Source organism: Vibrio sp. YT-17 (assembly GCF_033337375.1).
In the GTDB taxonomy this organism is placed as follows: domain Bacteria; phylum Pseudomonadota; class Gammaproteobacteria; order Enterobacterales; family Vibrionaceae; genus Vibrio; species Vibrio alginolyticus.
This window is the reverse complement of sequence record NZ_JAWOQP010000032.1, coordinates 20,510-40,990: the sequence shown is the minus strand read 5'-3', so window position 1 is coordinate 40,990 and position 20,481 is coordinate 20,510. Positions and strand designations below refer to the sequence as shown.

Annotated in this window: 13 protein-coding genes and 1 pseudogene; 3 read left to right on the top strand and 11 right to left on the bottom strand. The window is 45.2% G+C overall.

Translation table 11 applies throughout. The features are described 5' to 3' along the window. A pseudogene (locus R7F67_RS21835) lies at positions 1–390 on the top strand (hypothetical protein); the annotation flags it as partial. Positions 391–394: 4 nt separating this feature from the next. Beyond that, on the top strand, positions 395–2,041 hold the full coding sequence (locus R7F67_RS21830; RefSeq protein WP_053303852.1) for a BatD family protein: 1,647 nt from the start codon (positions 395–397) through the stop codon (positions 2,039–2,041). A gap of 128 nt (positions 2,042–2,169) precedes the next feature. Here the strand turns inward: R7F67_RS21830 and R7F67_RS21825 are convergent, their stop codons facing one another. The 5 genes from R7F67_RS21825 to R7F67_RS21805 all read right to left on the bottom strand — a co-directional run bounded on the left by R7F67_RS21825 (position 2,170) and on the right by R7F67_RS21805 (position 8,171). After that, positions 2,170–4,293 carry a GGDEF domain-containing protein gene (locus tag R7F67_RS21825; RefSeq protein WP_318057373.1) on the bottom strand — a complete coding sequence of 708 codons (2,124 nt, stop codon included), beginning with the start codon at positions 4,291–4,293 and terminating at the stop codon, positions 2,170–2,172. Between the two features lie 327 nt (positions 4,294–4,620). Beyond that, the gene (gene pstB, locus R7F67_RS21820; RefSeq protein WP_005375156.1) at positions 4,621–5,370 is read right to left on the bottom strand and encodes a phosphate ABC transporter ATP-binding protein PstB; all 750 of its coding nucleotides are present in this window, start codon (positions 5,368–5,370) and stop codon (positions 4,621–4,623) included. Between the two features lie 60 nt (positions 5,371–5,430). Next, positions 5,431–6,294, bottom strand: coding sequence for a phosphate ABC transporter permease PstA (gene pstA / locus R7F67_RS21815; RefSeq protein WP_005383923.1), 864 nt, complete (start codon positions 6,292–6,294; stop codon positions 5,431–5,433). A gap of 22 nt (positions 6,295–6,316) precedes the next feature. Continuing rightward, positions 6,317–7,249, bottom strand: a complete 933-nt coding sequence (gene pstC, locus R7F67_RS21810) for a phosphate ABC transporter permease subunit PstC (RefSeq protein WP_005375154.1) — start codon at positions 7,247–7,249, stop codon at positions 6,317–6,319. Positions 7,250–7,349: 100 nt separating this feature from the next. Beyond that, positions 7,350–8,171 carry a phosphate ABC transporter substrate-binding protein gene (locus tag R7F67_RS21805; RefSeq protein WP_005375153.1) on the bottom strand — a complete coding sequence of 274 codons (822 nt, stop codon included), beginning with the start codon at positions 8,169–8,171 and terminating at the stop codon, positions 7,350–7,352. A 330-nt stretch (positions 8,172–8,501) separates the two neighbouring features. Here R7F67_RS21805 and R7F67_RS21800 point away from each other — a divergent pair, with 330 nt between their 5' ends. Then, positions 8,502–10,145, top strand: a complete 1,644-nt coding sequence (locus tag R7F67_RS21800; protein WP_017635422.1) for a methyl-accepting chemotaxis protein — start codon at positions 8,502–8,504, stop codon at positions 10,143–10,145. Between the two features lie 108 nt (positions 10,146–10,253). Here R7F67_RS21800 and R7F67_RS21795 read toward each other — a convergent pair whose 3' ends face one another. The 6 genes from R7F67_RS21795 to R7F67_RS21770 form a co-directional block, all read right to left on the bottom strand. Next, positions 10,254–10,829, bottom strand: coding sequence for a DUF1566 domain-containing protein (locus R7F67_RS21795; protein WP_017635423.1), 576 nt, complete (start codon positions 10,827–10,829; stop codon positions 10,254–10,256). Position 10,830: 1 nt separating this feature from the next. Next, the gene (locus tag R7F67_RS21790; protein WP_047104502.1) at positions 10,831–12,282 is read right to left on the bottom strand and encodes a DUF1566 domain-containing protein; all 1,452 of its coding nucleotides are present in this window, start codon (positions 12,280–12,282) and stop codon (positions 10,831–10,833) included. 25 nt (positions 12,283–12,307) lie between these two features. Continuing rightward, entirely contained in the window at positions 12,308–14,560 is a 2,253-nt protein-coding gene (locus R7F67_RS21785) for a proprotein convertase P-domain-containing protein (protein ID WP_318057372.1), read from the bottom strand. 9 nt (positions 14,561–14,569) lie between these two features. Continuing rightward, a complete protein-coding gene (locus R7F67_RS21780) occupies positions 14,570–16,711 on the bottom strand; it encodes a TonB-dependent hemoglobin/transferrin/lactoferrin family receptor (RefSeq protein WP_318057371.1) in 2,142 nt (713 codons plus the stop codon). Further along, the gene (locus tag R7F67_RS21775; protein WP_086047249.1) at positions 16,712–18,709 is read right to left on the bottom strand and encodes a prolyl oligopeptidase family serine peptidase; all 1,998 of its coding nucleotides are present in this window, start codon (positions 18,707–18,709) and stop codon (positions 16,712–16,714) included. A gap of 324 nt (positions 18,710–19,033) precedes the next feature. Next, entirely contained in the window at positions 19,034–20,377 is a 1,344-nt protein-coding gene (locus R7F67_RS21770) for a DEAD/DEAH box helicase (RefSeq protein WP_005383932.1), read from the bottom strand. Positions 20,378–20,481: the final 104 nt, after the last annotated feature.

Genomic DNA, 20,481 nt, shown 5'->3' with positions numbered 1-20,481 from the left:
CAACAGCAACAGCAACAGCAACAGCAACAGCAACAGCAACAGCAACAGCAACAGCAACAGCAACAGCAACAGCAACAGCAACAAAAGTCTCAAAACGAAGGGAAAGAAGCGCAAGGACAACAGTCACAAAATCAGCAAGATTCTGAAAATAAAAAAGAAAAACAAAAAACGGAACAACATCAACCGCAACGAGATGACAAGCAAGTGAATGATCAAGGTGAACCAATACAGGCTAAAGCGCATCCCGAAAAAATGCATCAGGATGATCCTGAGTTCCGTCGACTAGAAGCAGTAGAAAGTGCTCGCGACCCAAGCTTTTTGATCCGTGCGCAAATGCAACTTCAAGCGCAACAAAAACAACCTCCACAACAATCTCAAAAGGAGTGGTAAGCCTGTGATGAACAAAGGCGTAAAACTGGTCTTTATTTTTGTGGCCAGCCTAATATCCAGTTTCTCGGTGATGGCACAGACACTTCAAGCTAGTGTGAATAAAACACAAATAGCCAAGAATGAAGTGATTAACCTCAGAATCATTTCAGATACTGAGCTCAGCTCAGACTCAATCGACTTCAACGTTCTAGAGAAAGACTTCTTCTTGGGTCAACCTCGTTATGGCCGCTCTAGCAATAACATTAACGGAAGAAAATCGGTGCGTACCGAGTGGAGTATCTCAATTGCACCAATGAAAGAAGGTGTTCTGACTATTCCAAGTTTTTCCGCTGATGGCATGAAAACGGAGCCGATCAAACTACGTGTCAACGCGAGCCAAACAGACCCCAATCTTGATGATCTATTTAGCTTCAATATTACGGTCGACAACAGTACGCTCTACCCTCAGCAATCTGCAACATTACGTATACAACTTCTAATTAAAGCGGACACTCGACGCCTAGATAACCCGCAAATAGTACCTCCGCAGATTGAAGGCATGAAGCTTGAGGCACTGGGTGGCTTACAACAAAGACAGAAGATCTTAAATGGGTTAGAAGTAGCGGTCATAGAGCAGTCGTTTCGCTTAACGGCAAATCAACCAGGCACTTATACCTTGATAGGTCCTAAACTGACCGGTTCTTATATTTATGGCGACAGCTTGACGGGCTCAACCAAAATAATGCCTATCAACACCAAAGCGGAACGCATGCCAATCACGGTCAAACCGATTCCGAGCGAATTTAAAGGTGAATGGCTTCCTGCTTCAGCGTTAGAAATGACACAGAGCTGGCAAGACGATCAAGGTAATCTATTGTCGACTAACGCAATCAACACAGTAAAACAAGGCTCTTCACTCACTCGAACCATTCAAGTTAAGGCTCGCGGTACACAAGCCGAATATCTGCCACGAGTCAATATTAGTTACCCGAGTTCACTGCGCGTGTATCCCGAACAACCTAAGTTCGATAGCGCGAGAGATGGCACCGTTACCATGACGGTGAAGCAAGTCATTATTCCTACAGAGGCCGGGAAATATACCTTACCAGGATACGACTTGAACTGGTGGGACAGTCAAAATGATGAAGCGAAGAAAACAACGTTACCAGAGCTAACATTAGACGTAGAGAAAAATGACACTGGGCTAATCACGTTGCCGGAATCGCCTCTTTCAGCGCCTTTAGTGTCAGCCCCTAGTCCTGAATCAAGCGGCGATGTAAACAGTCTCTGGCGAACATTAACCTTTGTTTTCTTAGGGCTTTGGATAATGACATTGGGAATCGCTATTTGGGCATGGAAAAAGCGGTCAATAACAGCGAGTGGAACGGTTTCAAATACTGAACAACCACTTTGCATCGACGCGCTAAAAAAAGTCATCGAAGAGGGCGATGCTGCGAAAATTGAACGCTCTGTAAATGAGTATTTAACCACTCATCAAGACAGGTTAAACCCTGGTGACGTACAAGCAATTAAGCAAGAGCTTAATGCCATGAATCAAGCGTATTTTAGTGCCAACCAACAACCTTGGAGCCCTGATTCGCTGCTAGCGAAAATTCAAAACCTTGGCAAAGCAAACGTAACGAAAACCGACCACCAACTCGAAAAGCTATAAATAACTAGATAACAATGGCAGCTCTCATGAGCTGCCCATTCTCATATCCGGCCAAATTTGCTTTAGCGGTTTTATCTAGAGCACCAACCGCCGCCCCTTCCCTATCAAGTTGCTCTTATGAACATAACTCACTCAACAAACACTTGGGGCTCGTATTCGTATCGCCTTACACAATTTCGCCCATGATTCTTCGCTTGATAGAGTGCCTTATCCGACAACTGATATAAATGGTCGAAATTAAAGTCTTTGCCTTTCGCTTTATAACAGGAGTAACCGACTGAAACGGTAAGTAACTCCCCTTCTGGGTTATGTCGATGCTTTATCCCCTCGCCCTCGATGCACTGACGAATGCACTCTGCTCTCAGTCGAACCTCCTCTTGCTCAGAACCAATCATGAGCAATGCAAACTCCTCACCTCCGATACGGCAAAAAACTTCATCTTCACCTTTGGTATGATGATCCAAGATATAGCCAATTCGCATCAATGCGATATCGCCTTCGAGATGACCATAGTGATTATTGAATAAGCCAAAATGGTCAATATCAATCAGGATCAGGCCAAACGACATGTCGTCTTCACACTCTAGGGCACAATATTTTTGCATCACATGTTCTAACATGCGGCGATTACCAAGACGCGTCAAAGGATCGAGCTTAGAAAGTACCTCAAGCTGTCGATTGGCCTCCTCCAACTCTTTTGTTCGGTTCTGAACCTCCAGCTCTAAGTTTTCGTTTAATTCGCGAATCGCCTCTTGAGCTTGAGTACGTTGCAATACTTCAGCTAAGCTGGACGCGAACATACGAATCACTTCACGTAACTGAGAAGTTAAGGGCGCACGTGTCAGCAAATTATCAACAGCGATAAAGGCGATAGGACCACTGCTATTTGAAGTCAATACCGTCATCGCAGCCCAACCAAAGCCAACAATATTACAGTCATGATAAATAGGCACTGATTCTTCAAATGCGACTTCGTTTGGCATTGAGCGAGCCAGATTTATAAGAGAGAAATCTTGGGTTTTGCCAAAGAAGTAAGATTCATCCACCACATTACCTTGAATATCGGTACCCCACGTTCCTTGCATGTAAGAGCAATTTTCATCAGTTAAAAACACCGCCATTCGATCAATACCAAGATTTTTAATGGCGAAAGTGACGGCCGATTTGCATACTCCACTGACAGTAGTGCAACGTGATAACTCAACCATGCTTGAATGCAGCATGCGTACGTTTTGTTCTTGGCGCTTACGAATGTAAATTTGAGAGAAGAGTGAACCAAACGAGTCCAACATCTGTTTTTGATATGCCGTTATCGGCTTACGATGAATAAAGTTATCTAGCGCGAACCACCCAAACGGTTCATTGCCATCGCGTAAAATCAACATCGCATTCCAGCCCTGCCCGATGACCTTGCCTGCTGTGTATATTGGCGCGTCTTCTACAATAACTAAGTTGCTCTCGAGGCTAGATAACGCGGTGATATACTCCTCGCTAAGTTGGTGTAAATCGTATTGTGTGTGAAATTCATCAATCGTAATTCCTGACTCATCCGTACCGTATGTACCACTGAAGCTGCGCTTTTTCATATCGAGAAGCATCAGTGTAGAGCGATCAAACCCAAGTCGTTCACGTAACGCTTCGACGGCTTTGTAGTACAAGTCCTTTAAAGAATCAGGGTTAGAGATTTCGAGTGCAACTTGCTGAACTAACTTCATATTTTCGATAAAGCGCTCGCGTTGGCTAATCTCATCAACATATTGCGCTTCACGAATATCTCTGTGCCTGATCTCTTTCGAGGCATTTTTTTCAGCACGAATACATTGCCAACGCGCCGCTGCGAGCTGCATTGCGTCGTAACTTTCTTCATAGATATTATGTGCTGTGCGAGCATGTACAGATTGAATCAGTAGGTAGGTACGTTTGATAGGCGTGTTGTCGAGCATCATGATGTAACTATCACCGCCTAAATCTCGGGTGTGATTCCAGTTACAAGTGTTGATCGCCAGAGGTATGATGCTTTCAGAGGTGTCAAACTGACTTGCCCACTCCCAGAATGTCTCAGGATAGTTTTGGGTTGGGTAAAGCTCTCCGCGAGAGAAGCTCATCGAATGACGAGGGTTAATTGAAGGATCTTCAAAAATAGCGAGGGCTTGAGGGGAGAACAGACTCTCTAAATGATCAAAGATTGCCTCCGCTAGCAACCGATGGTCCCTCGTTGAAGACACTTTTCTTGTAAAACTTCTTAAACTCACCCTACCAACCTAATCTACTTTTTTATCCTCGATAAAAAACTACTTAGGCCATGATATGCAATCAATACGTTCAAATTTGAGCTGTTAAGTCATTCGCAAAATTATCAGACTTAGTGTTACATTCGAGAGCTCTTCAGCACTTTTAAAGCCATGTTTCACATAAGTTACATGCTTTATAAACTGGGGAGGAAAGTTGTACTTATTTACAAGATTTTTGTGTTGGTAGATGTTTTAAGCCTACGACTTAAAAAGAAAAAGGCCCCTCATCAAGAGGGGCAAAGTTACCATCGCTTATAGTTATTTAGTTATGCTTGTAAATACGGTGGATTAACCGAAATCACCATTTACGTAGCCTTGAGTACGGTCGTCTTGAGGGTTGCTAAAGATCACTTGCGTATCGTTGTGCTCAACCAGTTCACCCATTAGGAAAAACGCAGTGCGGTCAGAGATACGACGCGCCTGTTGCATTGAGTGAGTCACGATAACGATGGTGTAGTTCTTCTTTAGCTCTTCCATCAGTTCTTCGATTTTGTGTGTCGCAATTGGGTCAAGTGCCGACGTTGGCTCATCCATCAGAATCACATCCGGCTCCATCGCGATTGTACGTGCAATACATAAACGTTGCTGCTGACCACCAGAAAGACCGAATGCGTGTGATTTAAGGCGATCTTTCACCTCATCCCAAAGTGCAGCACCGCGCAGCGAACGCTCTACCACTTCATCAATTGTCTTTTTGTCTTTGATACCTTGAGCACGTAAGCCGTAAGCCACGTTCTCGTAAATGCTCATCGGGAATGGGTTTGGCTTTTGGAATACCATGCCGACTTTGATGCGAAGGTCAGCAACATCAATGTTGCCGTAAATATCTTCGCCGTCCATCGCCAATTTACCTGTAATTTTCACGCCTTCGATTAGATCATTCATTCGGTTCAAACAGCGTAGAAGCGTTGATTTTCCGCAACCTGACGGGCCGATAAGTGCAGTTACTTGGCGAACTGGAATTGGTAAGTTGATCGATTTCAGTGCTTGGTTGTCACCGTAGAATAGGTCTAGGTTTTCAATATCAAATTTGTTCATTGTCTTAATCTCTTAATTCTTGAATTCGTGTCTTTTAACGTGCGTTCTTAATTAGTGTTGTTAGTAAGTTGCGGTGTTAAAACGTCTAGCAATCAGTTTCGTTACCATGTTGATCAAGAGAACAACTACGATAAGCACTGTTGCCGTACCGTAAGCCTGATTCCATTCTTCAACGGTAAACAGTTCGGTAGTCAGTTTGTATAGGTGAACGGTTAGCGTACGACCTGAATCCAATAAAGAGTCCGGAATACGTGCAACCATACCTGCTGTCAGGAATACTGGAGCAGACTCACCAATGACACGACCAATACTTAGAATGACCGAGGTTAAGATACCTGGCATTGCACTCGGAAGAATCAAACGCCAGATAGTGTAAATCTTAGAAGCACCGAGGCCATAAGAGCCTTCACGGTAAGTTTGTGGCACTGCCATCAGCGCTTCTTCCGTTGTACGGATGATCACTGGCAGGATTAGGATACTTAGCGTCAATGCACCCGACAGAATCGAGAAGCCAAGGCCAAGAATCGCCACGAAGAAAGTCATACCAAACAGGCCGAAAATGATCGACGGGATACCCGCCAATGACTCGGTACAGAATCGGATGATTTTCACCAAACGACTGCCCACTTTCGCGTATTCGGTCAAGTAGATTGCCGTCATGATACCGAGTGGCGCTGCCACTGCGATAGAAGCGATAACCATGTAAATGGTCGCCACAATCATTGGGAAGATACCATGCTCTTCACCTGTACGCGTATAGTTATCAGTAATGAAGTTCCAATCTACGTGTTGTAGACCGTTTGATAGGATGTACCAGATAATCCAGAACAAAAAACCTACCGTTAGTGCTGCCGAGATCCAGACAAATGCGTTAAAGACATTATCTTTGAACTGGCGTGCTTTTTTCAGTTTTGCGCGATCCATAATAGTCACCTTTAACGAGCGATTACTTCGCTTTTTCTCGGTTTAGGTACAGTAGTACAGCGTTCAACGACATGATGAAGACCAGAAGTACTACACCTGTAGCGTAAAGTGCGTTCGCGTGAACACCACTTGCGTAAGACATTTCAATAGCGATGTTTGCAGTTAGTGTACGAGCCGAATCCAAGATGCCTTCTGGCATTGCCGGCGCGTTACCCATAACCATGATAATCGCCATGGTCTCACCCAACGCACGACCGATACCCAGTATCACACCTGTCATGATGCCTGAGCGAGCCGCTGGAACGAGCAACTTAAAGATGGTGTAGATTTTCGATGCGCCCAGTGCCAAAGAACCTTCTTTATAAGTACGAGGGACAGCGCGAATAGACGTTTCAGAAACCGTAATTACTGTTGGTAGAATCATCACACCAAGAACAATAATACCGGCCAAGATAGTGTTACCTGCAGGTACATCAAATACTTTCTGAATCAATGGAACGATAATAACCAGACCGAAGAAACCGTAGACCACTGAAGGAATACCGGCTAGCAGCTCAACCGCTGGACGGATGATGTCTGCTAATCGCTTTGGTGCGATTTCAGCGATAAAAATGGCGGTCAGAACACCAATTGGAACCCCAACAATGACAGCACCAGCCGTCGATACGATAGATGCCACAATCATGGTGGCGACACCGTAAAGCGCAGGTGGTAACCAGTTTTGTCCTAAGACAATGCCCGATACGCCTGCTTCTTGGAATGCCGGAATACTCTCTCGAACGATGAAGTATGCAATAACGGCCAATGAAACAATGCCGATTACGGCACTCGTTAGGAACAAGCCGTGGAAGATGCGCTCTTTCCAGTCTACACGACGCTTCTCGCGTAGGCCTGACTTGCTGATAGCTCTAGCGTCAGTATTCATAAGCTTTTCACTATTTGTTGCGATGGTCATTTAAAAATCTCACGGTTCTGGGCAATGCCGTTGAACACAATGGATAGAAAAGGCTCAGCCCGAAACGTTGGGCTGAGCAAACTTTAGAGTCCCGATGGGATTAGTTAACTGAGATGTAACCTTTTTGGTCAACTAGCGCTTGCGCTTCATCAGTTAGCATCCAGTCTAGGAATTTTTGCGTTTCTGTTGATGGCTTGCCTTCTTTGTAAAGAACAAGGAATGGACGCGCTACTTTGTAAGAACCGTTTTTAACGTTAGCTACCGTTGCATCAACGCCGTCGATTGCTAGCGCATTAACAGTGTTGTCTACAGTACCAAGAGAAATGTAGCCGATTGCGTATGGGTTAGATGCAACCATTGTTTTCAGTGCGCCGTTACCGTTTGCAACTTGAGCACGTTGAGAGATAGCTGATACCTTCTTACCAGAAATCTTCATTTTTAGAGACATGATGTCTTCAAATGCGCCACGAGTACCAGAAGCTGTGTCACGAGTAATGGCTACGATTGGCTTGTCTGCACCACCGACTTCTTTCCAGTTTGATACTTCGCCTTTGTAGATTGCAGTCACTTGCTCGGCTGTTAGACCTGGCAGTTTGTTTTGTGGGTTGACAACCACTGCGATACCATCACGAGCAACCACTTCTTCGATTAGTGTTGATTCTTTTTCAGAGTCTTTTAGATTACGAGAAGACATACCAAGGTCTGCTGAACCATTTTTCGCTGCTTTTACACCAGCTGAAGAACCAGGACCTTGAACTTCGATAAATACGTTAGGGTTCTTCTTCATGTACGTTTCAGAGAAAACTTCCATCAGTGGAGTTACGCTGCTAGAACCCACTGCAGAGATAGTTTCTTTAGCAGAAACAGGAGTCACTGCCATTGCGCCTAGAAGTGCGATTGCACCGATTACTGTCTTTTTCATCACAATTTCCTTAAGTGGCTTTATTGCCGTTGTGTTTCACTTGAACGGTGCTCACTTTAGAATTTGAATATGACAGTTGTGTTTCACTTAGTTGAACCCTCTATGACACGTTGTCATTTCTAACTATTAATTCCGCGACTTATCCCTCTCTCAATTTGAACGTAACGTTTTTATAAGTTGCCTCATGTTCAAGATGATAACCCCATCGATTTTGGTACATTTCATAACAATTAGATATGAGTAACTCATTGATTTGGCAAATATAACAATTAAAATCGAAATGCTTATTTATAAAAAAGATAATAATTAAACCGATAGAGGGTCAATCTCATGCGTCAATTTCTTAGTACGCTTTCTATTAAACTTCAGGTTTTTCTGCCTGTTCTATTCACAGTTATATTACTCATCATTGGACTGAGTGTCGGAATCGGTAAACTCGATCAAGCATTCAATAAGGTTTCGGCTTCCACCCATAAGCTAATCATTCACAAAGAGGAACTTAGCGGCATCGTAGACAACACTTACGCCATGCGCATCAAAGCCATTTATAGTCTATTTAGAGCCGAAGATGTTCAGTCTCTCAACCAAGAGCTTTCTGAGCGACAAAACAAAAACCGCGATTTTCTTAACTCCATCGACAATCTCCCTGGCGTTCAAAATGAAGTCAATGCTATGCGTAAGGCCATGAATCACTATGTTGATTTCACTCGCGTTACCATGACACCTCTGCTCACCACTAAACACTCTTCTGATTACACCACCTCTGATTTCAATCAAAAGTACGAATCTACAATGGCTGAGTATCGATTAGCTGGCGAAGCGATGATCAACGCCATCGACAAACTATCTAAACAATTGAATCAAATCGTCACCGATGAAGTCGAAACGAATGGCGAACAACATTCAACCACGCTAACTTACAGCGCCGTCTCGCTTGCGGTGATCTTGAGTGCCGCTTCACTTATTAGTTGGGTACTCGCCAGCTACATCGTTGCGCCGATTCGTAACCTTCAAGTAACGATGCAGGAAGTCGCGAAGGGAAACCTACTAGTTAAGGCCGAAGCCATCGGGAAAAACGAAGTGTCTCAGCTGGCTCGAGATGTAAACCAGACCATAGAAAAACTGCGTGAAACTGTAAGCGCATTGGTTCGCATTAGTGAAGATGTGGCATCAGCATCAACCGAGTTAGCAACTGTTATGACTCAAAGCAGCGTCAACTCGGATCAAGAAAAGCAAGAAGTTGAGCAAGTAGCCTCGGCGATCAATCAGCTAGAGTCGACCGCAGCTGAAGTATCGACCAATGCACAAGAAGCCGATAGTGCATCAAATCAAGCACGTACGTTAACCTCACAAAGTATAAGCATGTTTGGGGAAAGCACTCGCGCAAGTGAAAAGATGGCGGAACAACTTAACGAAGCCGCTGCCGTCGTAACTTCGCTAAAAGATCAATCAGAACACATTGGTCGCGTGATCGAAGTGATTGAAGGTATTTCTGAGCAAACGAATCTACTTGCACTGAATGCAGCGATTGAAGCTGCACGAGCGGGCGAAAGTGGCAGAGGCTTTGCGGTAGTGGCCGATGAAGTACGTATGCTGGCAGCGCGAACTCAGGAGTCCACCAAAGAGATCCAAACCATTATAGAAGAGCTACAGCAACAATCTGGTCACGCAAATGAAAGTATGCATTTCAGCTTAGCGATGTTGTCAGACAACCAAGCTCTGACACAAGAAGTTAGCCAATCACTTGCTAATATCAGTAATGCTATCGCCGATCTGAACTCAATCAACACTCAAGTTGCGACCGCATCAGAAGAGCAGAAGCAGGTCACGGCTGATATCAACAACAACTTAACGAACATCTATGAACTAGTGAGCCAGAACGTCACTGGTATCACTCAATCAGCCGCGGCAGCGCAAGAGTTGTCTGGTTTAGCAGAAAACCAAAAACATCAGCTTAAGCAGTTCCAAGTTTAAATTCTCTGCTCAACACGATAAGTTCCAAAGGTTAGAAAAGAAAAAGCTCCGCACTGGCGGAGCTTATTTTAAAGGCAAAGCTATCAACCCTTATTAACGTAATAATTATTATTCATCTGTCACTAACAAGAGAGAACTTTTGAAACTTGAGTTTAACGGATCTCTATTGAAAACCTCACCATTAGTCGTATCAAAAGTTGCAACATGCTTACCGTCGCCATTAGGTGTGTTGCTCCAGACATAACGCCCTAGAACATCATCTCCATCTGTCAGACTATAGCCGCTAGCAAACCCTGTACTATTTATGGCTGGGCTGTGGCAAGCTCGCTCAGTTAGAGATACTAGCTCTTTGATATTTGCTAGTCGCCAATTTTTTTTGTCAGCAAAATTGTGAAGAGGATGGTTGCCGTCCTTATTACGAATTTGTTTGGCTGTGGAGAGAGCGAGTTGCCATGACATTGTAGATCGCGTCCCCTGGCATTCTTGGTTTCCTACATTCCATGTCATACCAACTGGACAGCGCATCCATGTTAGACCTGTTTTCAGGTCAGTTACGGTACCGCTCTCAGAATATGTATAACGCGTGTTAGGTGCCGTTTTAGCAAAGTCAGTAGAACACTCTTGTGCAGCTATTGCAGTTTGAGAAGCCAAAGTAAGAGATAGTACAGTTATTAATTTCTTCATCTTATTGCCCCTTAACTGCGACTAGACGGATTGGGAATTGGTAAGAATCATCGGCACCCGCACTTGTATTGCTTGATCGAATCTCGACGTATGAAATAGTGCCTCTATCTTTGCCCCGGGAGACAATCGCAGGGAAATAAATCTCGCCATCAATAAGTTGTGATGATGCATTCGTAAACTTAAAGTCGCTATGCCAAAACGCACCATATCCTAAATAAGGGCTACCTATGGTTTGCTGTGGAAAGTATTTAACATTAAAACCATAGACGTTGTATTTTGCATATTCATCGTTCGGAGCAAACAGTGTTTGTTCACCAAAGTCTAGTAAGTCATAAGTCTCACGGTAAGTAGGCAAGCGCCAACCAGTGATTCCACATAACGATTGTTTGTTTATGTACTCAACATATTGGCTAGTGGTACAAACTTCATCACCAGCGTCTTTACAACCTGCAAGCTCTACATCTTTGCTAAATGGCTTAAATGCTTCAGACTCAAACGCAAACAGGCGATCTTTAAATTGAACCGAGCTCGCATCCGCACTCTTATTTTCCCAAACAAGACCAGTACGTTCGTCCATAGTACAAGCCCACTCAGTCGCATCTGCAGCTAAAGCTGCACCTTGTGAATCTAGCTTAACGAACTTAAAGCCAGCGCCTGTCGACGTTTGCTTGTCCTCTTTGTCGAAGCCGTATTCCGCATCTTGACCAGGGTAAGACGCTTGAACCTCTGCTACGTCTGCTGCTCCTTCAGCAAAATAAAGAACGGCGCCCGTATCGTTACTACCAACCGTTTGTTCAGCAACCGCTACAATTTCTTCAGCAAATGCACTTACTTCCGCTTCAGACAGAAGATCAGAGGCCAATGATTTACCCTGGAAGCTAAGGCTTTGAGCAAGCAGCGCTACGCCTTGGGTCATTTGTTGTGGCTGCATCGCAGCTAATAGCACAACCGTGTTTTGCTCTAGCTTGTCTAGCTCGCTAGCTTCTGCGTTAGACATCACCGTACCAGAAAGAGAAACGCCGGCATCGGCGAGTTGCGCTTTCACAATCTCTTCAGCTTGAGCAACGGTTTTACCGTCAATTACAAGACCCGCGAGCAACGTTGTTACACCATTGACCGTGTTACCCGTTGCTAAATTTTGACCCGGAGCCGCAAGACGCAACGTTTGGTTTGAACCTTGATCAACTTGAGCAAGAATGGTGCTGGTTAGTACGTTTTTGTCGCTTGAAGTCAGGCTAAATTTACCGGCATTATCCGTTTTAGCACTCGGTTCAGTGGAATCACAAACGTAGTTTTGGTTTAAATCGATACATACTGGCGTATCAAGAAGTGTACCTGCAGAAACGATGGTGCCAGCTACATCATAGGTCGGTGCCGACGTGTCACCACCAGAACCTCCGCCACAGCCAGCAAGGGCTAGTGACATAGCAACGAAAGAATATTGAAACTTCATAGATTTTATCTTCTTTTGATTTTAATTAACGAGAGCGAATCACTCTCACCATTGAAAGCAGGAAAAGTCCTAACAAGGTCCAAGGCGAACCACTGCCACCTGAACCACCGCCACTGCTTTCTTTAGTGGTATCAGCACTACACTGATACTGAGCAAAGTGACTCACACCCCACTCTTTCAACACCCCAGAGTTCCCTGACACGCGGTCAGACACTTCGAGACGCCAAGTACCCCAACTCGGTTGACCGACAAGTGCTTGTAACTCCTCGTCATACTGAGCGGTGAAGTAACCTTTAAATCCTTTGGTATTGCTTGATTGATGGCTAAGTAGCACGACCGATTTGCCTTGTGGAGACACTAGCGTCACTTGCAGATCTTGCAGTGAGTCATGTTCGATGTTCAGGTAAACCGCAAACGAATCATCAATCGTGCGTGACTTGTCCGATAGCGTCTGAGAGAACAGTCTGTCGCCCTGTTCCGGCAAAGCGGAGTTCACTGGTTGAGGCTGGATATCGAGCTCTGGCGTACCATTAACCAGCACCACCTTTTCACTCCACTGGTGAGTCTTTAGGCCTTCAGAAAATTGATAATCCAATGAAATAGAGGAATCGAATTGCGTGCCACATGTTAGACCGCTTGGTAACGCCACCTTCATTGAGGTCGAGTCAGAAAGCGTTTCATCAAAATCGAAAACAGATGCGTTGTTTAGCTGCCATTGCCCTTTGATGCTCGCTTCACGGCCAGTTTGGCTCAGGCTCAAACCAACGTCTTGACCTTGTGCGATGTATCGAGCGTCATAGCGAACACGAAGAGGCGCTTTAAGTAAGTTGTGTCTGTTGAAGCTGTCCGTCAGGAATTGGGCGTAGTCTTTATTTGGGAACAAGATGTTTGCGGCAAACACGGTCGACTCCGCCAGATCATGCATTTTCACGCCACGACCAATGCCGTACATGCCTTCAAGAACAATGGCGTCAAACTCGCGGAACACCCTATCGGTATCATCACCGTATCGTTCAACCGATGCTTTAAGCGCTTGAAACAGCGGCGTTGACCATAGCTCGTCACCTAGTTCACCGCCCACACTGACGTGCGCTGGATACTCTGAGCTTTCGAAGTAACGTGCTCTTTGGTTCCATAAGCTACGAGTTGTTTTGCGTGTTCCGAACACACCGTCCCAGTTGAACACCGTATCTAGCTCGAACTCTTGACCACGACGCGAAGCATCCAAATATTGAATGCGGTAGCTCGCGCTGCCCGCCCAGTAATCAGCAAAACCCTCTGCGATAGCACCAGTGTGACCGTACGCCCAATCCGGTACGATTTGGTAATGAATGCCATGCCCAAGCTCGTGTATCACCACATCAGCATCAACTGCATCCGGAGAAACACCACCGACACCTAGCATGAGTGCTTTCGGACCGTAATAGTAAGTAGAGTTATCTTTTGATAAACCGCGAGCGTCAAAACGAAGCGGTTCGTCAAACAAGTCGTAAGTCAGGCTTGTCAGATATTGGATCGAGCTATCAAGATGATAAAAAGCCATCAACTGTGGGAACGCATTGTCACCAAACTCGGTGCTTTGCATCTCATCAACACTGTCAAACGCTTGAACTCCTTCTGCGCTGAGAAAGTCCAACGTATCAAGCACAGGTGCTTCACCAGGTGTTGGGGCTGCAAATAAACCCGTCGCATCCACTTGCTTTAATCTTGGGTTAGAGAGATAGAACTTACCTCCCGACTTTAAAACCTCAATCGACTTGGTGACGTACTCGATCGGCTGAGGGTAATCGGACAGTGCTGACCACGTCGATTCTGGTGCCGCTTGCTGTTGCATGGTGCGAAGATCTGGGTTGAATAAAGAAACCTCAACATCAACCAGACTTCCAGAGCTCAGAGCAGGTGGCTCTTGTGCTTGCAGTTGGCGAGGCGATTCCAATTCCATTGCAACCGTTGGTTTACCGTTGCGAATGATCGTATCTTCAAGGCTCTTAAACACTCGCACAACGTGATGATTTTTATCGGTTGTTACTACTAGGGCACGCTGTGCTTGATATTCACCGTTTACCCAAACATCAAAATTGTAATGCTCACCAAGCTGAGACTGGGTTTTGTAACGGAACTTAAACTCGCCCGTTTCTGAGTAGTGGCTGTCTAGATAAGTTTTCGCTTGCGCTTCATTCGTTACCACAGAGTCCGTTGCGGGATAATCCCACTCTGCAGCCTGCGCCGCAGGGGTACAAGCAATAAGTAGTGAAAACGCCAATGGTTTTAGCTTCATGATTTCGTCCTAGAATTCGTATTTTGCATTTAGCGTGAAGTAGCGCCCAGGCTCAGTTGAGTAACGCTTACTTTCCTCAGCGATACCCGCTACGTCCTGGTATCGGATGTACTCTTTGTCGAACAAGTTGACGATGTTTGCGCTAACACGAAGGTCTTTGGAAACGTAGTAAGTTGCGCCAAGATCAAACGTATTCCACGCGCTTGTCTGAGCACACTCTGTCGCTAGACCAAGCGTGGTCTGGCATTTAGGAACGCGATCCATGGCAGCGGCCCAGTTCCAAGCCACGTAAGCGTTGAAGTCTTGGTTGGCGTATTTCAGTTGAGCGTTACCTTCGAATGGCGTAATGCTTCGAACGTATTCGCCTTCCGCGTCTTTGCCATCTACGTAGCCAAACTTAGTGCTGATATCCCATTGTTTGGTGAGCGCGTAACCCGCAGAAAGCTCTGCGCCATAAGTCTCTACGCCATCAAGGTTTTGGTACTGTTTGATGTAATTACCAGTGCTTGAATCAAAGCCTGTGGTCACAACATCGATGAAGTTTTCAAACTTGTTGTAGAACACAGACGCATAGACATACGCACGACCGTTATCGAACTTGTTACCGATTTCAAATGAGTCGGAAGTTTCAGCTTCTAGATCCATGTTTGGTGCAATGACAAACGGCGTGAGCGGCACAAAGTCGTGGCTTACGAAGCCATACGCTTTATCGTATTCCGGAGCACGGTAACCATGGTTATAAGATACATAAGCAATGTTGTTGGCAAATACTTCACGAGAAACCGAAAGACTTGGAGATACCTCTGAGCTATCCATGTCTTTTAATGGGAAGCCGCCCACTTCACTCGCACCGTCTGGCGTGAGACGGTGCGCATCAAAGCGTAGACCACCTGTGATGGTCCATTTATCCAGTTCCACCATGTCTCGAACATACAAGCCAATGTTATAAGCACGAGCAGGAGCGAAAGGTTGTTTGGTCGAAGGCGTTACCCCGTTCCAATCAATCTTGGAATCGCTATCTGTGCGCTCGTAATAGTCTGTAGAAAGCTCAACACCGTAAGCCAATTGGTGCTCAGCATTTGCTGCATAAATCGTATTGGTGAAATCGCCACGGAAGCCAATTGTTTCGTCAATGAAGGTTTTGTGTTCCAGCTCGCGACGCTTGGTGATCAAACCATTATGATCCACTTGGCGCATTAAACGGTTGGTGTCTTCCACCACTTCGGTGTGACGCCAGTAAACTTTGGTATCCAACTCTTCGAACCAAGTTGGATTAATCGGAGTCACCTCTGCACCAATATAAGCGCTGTACTCTTCTGTGGTTTCATCCTCAGCAAAGTCTTCAATATGCCAAATTCCATCAGGTTGAATGGACGGCGAACCCTCCAAACGCTCTTGGTTCTGGGTGTAGAGTTCCGCTTTGGCTTTCAACATCACCTCTTCATTGAAAAAGTGGTTGATCGTATAAGCACCGCTGTAACCATCGAGGTCGCGGTTATACAAATCTTCATCAAAGTTACGTGTTTCTTGTCCTTGCCAGTATGAAACGTTAAACAAACTCTCTGTATCACCGGAACGAAAAGCTAGATTACTCGTGCCTTTGTACTTGTTGCTGATATCGGTGTAAGTACCGGAAACATCGGTGTAGAAGTCTTTGTCTTTTAAGAAATCACCCGGCTGACTGGATTCTAAAATCACCACACCGCCAATCGCGCCAGAGCCATGCACCGAAGAACTTGCCCCTTTAATGATTTGCAGCGATTCAAAATTGGATAAATCAAAAGTATCTCGCCCAACGGCATCATTAATGTCATTCGCACCGAAGCCATCCGCAGAACGAATGCCATCACGAACGATCATAATGCGGTTACCCGTCATACCACGGATGGTAATGTTTTGCGGACGTCCTGCACCGCCCGTCACACTTACACCAGGTTCGTTACGCAGCACGTCATATAGCTCGGTCTCGCCTCTTTCTTCGATTTGCTCGTTTGTGATAACCGCGACACTACCTGCCACTTTTGACAATGGCTGATCGATTTTATTGGCGGTTACCACCACCTCTTCCATTGAGAAAACCTTAGATTCGGCGTGCACTTGACTGGCAGCAAGTACCGAAAGTACTGCCGCTGACACTGGGGTAAGCTTCATTTACTGCTCCGCTTTAGATGTTTTAATGAGTGATAGTAGAAATGCGTATTCTTTTGCTTGTTGTTCTTGCGCTTGTCGTGGGTCCATTTGGTGGCCCGAATTAAAATCAGTTTGCAACAAGTACGGCCCGTTGCGCTCACTTAACGCTGAAACTTTAGCCAGATACTTTGCGCCTTCCCAATATGGCACGCGCTGATCAATTAAACCGACTTGAACAAACATGGGTGGGTAAGCGTCTTTATGGATATTGAGAATCGGATCGTACGCCTTCATTAACGCCAATTGTTCAGGTTTGGTTGGGTTACCCCATTCGCCATACTGCTGTGTGGTAAGCGGAAGTGAGGTATCCGACATACTTGCAACCACATCAACAAAAGGCACTTTAAGTACGGCACCTGAAAACAATTTAGGATCTTGATTAACCGCTCCGGCCACCAACGTGCCACCAGCACTAGAACCGATGGCGAAAACCTCTCTATTGCCACGTTCGAATGTTTGCAGCGCCTTCGCGGCCGCGACAAAATCACCAATAGAATTGGCTTTTCGCACACCACGGCCTTGCTCGTGCCATTCATCGCCAAAGTACCCACCGCCACGGACATGGGCGATAGCGTAAATCACACCTTGGTCGAGTAAACTGATAACCTGAGGCATAAAGTACGGTTTCATCGTAAAACCATACGCGCCGTAACCGTAAATCATCACAGGAGATTGTGGGTGCAATTTGTCTTTGCGATACGCCAAAGAGACCGGGACAGAAACGCCGTCGTGCTTAATAAAAATACGTTGGGATACATAACGCTGACTATCAAAGTCTTGGTAAGCATCTTGAGAGTACAAGGATTTATTCAGCGTTTTTACATCGAACTCTTCCCACTGAGGAGGCGTAGTCATCGACATGCTTCGGATACGAATCTTGTTTGATTCAAAATCGCCCAACGTGCTTAGCCAAGCGACATTACCATCGTGTTCCAATGGCAGTATCACTTTTTCCTGACCTTGGTAAGAATACACCGTCAAAGTCGACACATTGTTTGGCTTGCTAAGTGCCACAACTCCTGCATCATAAAGGTAGAACTGTTCAAGCGGCTCACGAGGATTGGTGAAGCGTTGCCATGTTGCGCCAAGCGGTGCGAGTTCGACTTGGTAAAGGGCGAACTTTCCTTCCAGGTTGCTTTTAAGATAAATGTAACCTTTCGCCACATCCGCGTAATATTCCACACCCACTTCAGGCTTTCGCAATGAATCTGAGACAGTGCCCGTTTCTAGGTCGACAAGCTTCTGCTCTGTTGTTGACTCGTTGTTGCTTTGCAGCACAGCATAACGGCTATCTGCCGCACGATAGAAAGAAAGTAACCAATCTGACTTGGGTTCATTCCATAGGACTGTTTTTGCCAAAGATTCAGTGGAGATACGTAAGATCTGATGAGGTCGCTGAGTGCGCTTTTCCTTTGCAACGAGGAATGCCACTTTCCCGTTAGGTGACAACAATACGCCACTATCGACGTGCGTCACCAGTTCCGTAGATTGACCGGAGAGTAAATCAACAACCACGGCGCGATATTGTTCGCTGCCGTCGATATCTTCCGTGAAAAGTAATGTGTCACCATTCACTTGCCATTGACCAAGTTGGTAGTACTGATGCGCAGATTGTCGTTTATCGAAATCGAACACCACGTTTTCTGGCGCATGTTGACTCGCACGGGATAACAGTAAGTAACGACCATCGCGACGCGTTAGCGTCCACTCTCTTCCACTCATGATCGACCATGGCTTATCACCTTTGTCTGCCACCATGGTACCCCACTGCGTGAGTAGGTTTTTTGTCAACGTCTGATAACTTTTTTGGTGCTGTTCAGTTTTGTGGTTTTGTTCTGTTAGGTAGGTAAGAACTCGCTCATCTTTACGAGCATCATCTCGAAGCCAGTTGAAATCATCAGCAGCAAAGCCAGAACTAGAGGTAATTATGAGCCCTAAAAAAACATGAGTAAATTTCATATAGAGAGCGAATTCATTTATAGGATTAATACAATGGCGCGTATTCTGCCCTTAAATAAAAATGAGATCAATTATCATTTTCATGATCATGTGAGATTTTTATCTAGTGTGTGAGGAAAAACGTTTGCTTTGACCGAGGTAATAAAACTTAATAACTTCCTAAATTAGCGCTCTATGCTGTTTATATACAACTAGACAAATATAAAAGCTGACAAACGAGTGAGTATGGAAAGACGCTATTTCACCTAGCGACAGACATAAAAAATCCGAGTGCGAACACTCGGATTTTTAAGAACTAAAATCAATGGGAAACTACAGCAGCTTTTACTCTTCAGAGCTCGGTGCCGCTGGTTTTTTCTTAGGGATGAAGACATCATCACCTACAGATACGTTTTTGTAGAAGCTCTTGTCACGCTTAGCTGGTTTTTTCGCCGATTTTTTCGCTTGAGGGCGAGCTTTCTTTGCGGTCGCTTTCTTATTGCGGAAATCTGGTTTAGGTGGCTTAAGGCCTTTAAACTTACCTTTCAAATCTTCGAACACTGAAAACTCAAGATCTTGTTGTAGGTATGCTTCTACACGTTTAAAGCTATCCCAGTCTTTTGGACCAACAAGAGAGATTGCATCCCCTTTATTTCCAGCACGACCAGTACGACCAACTCGGTGTACGTATTCTTCGGTATGCTTTGGCATATCGAAGTTGATGACGTGTGTCACAGTTGCAATATCCAAACCGCGGGAAGCAACATCAGTCGTTACAAGGATCTTAAATACTGCGCGCTCAAACTGACTCATAATGGTGTTACGTTGAGTCTGGTTCAAGTTACCACTCAGTGCTACAGCCTTCAGTTTCTTTTCGTTTAGCTTTTCTGTTAGTCGCTCAGTATCATCACGCGTTGCCGTAAAGATAATAACTTGACGGTATTCAGCCTCAGAAAGAACACGATCTAAAATTGCCTCTTTATGATCCAGGTGATCACACAAGTAAAATTTTTGCGTAATATCTTTATGTTCTTCGTTAGAAACGCCGATAGCAATACGCTTTGGCGCATTGAGCATTTCAGCCGCGATTTCATTGACGTCTGCATGATCTAATGTCGCAGAGAACATCAACGTTTGACGACGACGATGCTTGGCTGCTTTATGAATGCGACGAAGCTCTGGTGCAAAGCCCAAATCCAACATACGGTCTGCTTCGTCAAGAATCAGCGTTTCCAAACCATCCAGATAAAGCGAACGATGATCTAAGTGATCAGCCAAACGTCCTGGTGTCGCCACGATAAATTTCGGGTAACGACGCAGAGCTTTTACCTGATCGTTAAAGTTCTCACCACCCAAAATCAGTGCTGCTTCATAAGATAGGCCAGCTAGCATAGAACGAAGCTCACCATATACTTGTTTCGCTAGCTCACGAGTAGGAGCAAGGATTACCGCGCGAGGGTCTTTCGCAGAAAACGATTTTGTCTTTAAAGACTTATGAAGCATTGGCAATACAAACGCCAAAGTCTTGCCCGAACCTGTTTTCGAAGATGCCAATAGATCCTTGCCTGCAATCGCAACAGGAATCGCCTGCTGCTGAATGTCAGTCGCTTTTTTAAAATCGTAGTGTTTTAGGTTCTTCAACAATCGGTTGTCTAGGCCTAGATCTTTAAATTGCAAAGTATTCTCCAATAAATCAGTCAGCGTCTGAGCGCTCTGTAGTGTCGTTTCCGCTCTAACGCAGCAAAAAAATAAAGCTCGGTATAATACCGCAAATCATAGGAGTATAGATAGAG